The sequence below is a fragment of the Synechococcus sp. R55.2 genome, from assembly GCF_047462075.1.
GTDB lineage: Bacteria > Cyanobacteriota > Cyanobacteriia > Thermostichales > Thermostichaceae > Thermostichus.
In genome coordinates this window covers 1-757 of sequence record NZ_JANSIH010000205.1, presented here as the reverse complement: position 1 = coordinate 757, position 757 = coordinate 1, and the positions used below count along the sequence as shown (strand labels likewise).

Here is a 757-nt window from a genome sequence, read left to right as displayed (position 1 = left end):
GCCCCTGCCGTATCGATAACCGCGTTGGTAAAATCTCGCTCTTGCTTGAGGGATCCTTCTGCCTCTTCCCGCTCGGCAGTCTCCCGGCGGATGAGGAAGTAAACGGCGCTCAGAACCAGGTAAGTGAAAATCAGCCCCCCCAGGGCAACAAGATTGGTTCTCACCCAGGTTAACTGCAGTTCCTGATTGCGTTGCTCCAGAAGGCGATTCTCCTCCTGCTGCAGCACCCGAATCAACTCGACAATTTGCTCCATTAACCTTGGCCCTTCGCTGCTTTCTAGAGCTTCCTGAACGGCAGGTAGCCCCTCTTGCTCCAGCAGCAGCTCTAGGCGCTTCAGGCGCTCTTGCTGCAGGGGGTTGTCAGCAGTGAGCTCTTTCAACAAGCGCAGATGGGTGGAGGTGGCTTCAAGGCTGGCTTGGTACTCACTGAGATAGCGAGGATTATTGGTCAGAAGATAGCCACGTTTACCGGCTTCGGCGGCGCGGGTTTCCGCCAGCAATCCTTCCAAGTTTTGGATCACTTTTAGAGTGTGGGCCACTCGTTCTGTAAGCTGCGGCAGTTGAGAGGCATTCCGCTGAGCTGAGTAGGTGATCCCGCCCAAAAGCAAGGCAGCCAGGCCAAAACCGGCGGTAACTTTGAGGAGAAAGCGGTTTTTGCGGGCAGGTTTAGTATCCCCCGACTTAGGCAGCAGAGGCGTCTGAGCCAGTTCCCTCAAAGTACGGCGCAGCTCCAGTTGGGCCACCACCTGATGGGCCA

Annotated in this window: 1 protein-coding gene; it reads right to left on the bottom strand. The window is 56.4% G+C overall.

Translation table 11 applies throughout. The annotated features are described in order from the left end of the window. Positions 1 to 757: CHASE3 domain-containing protein (locus tag NW838_RS07310; RefSeq protein WP_414427771.1), on the bottom strand; the 757-nt coding region annotated here is incomplete at both ends.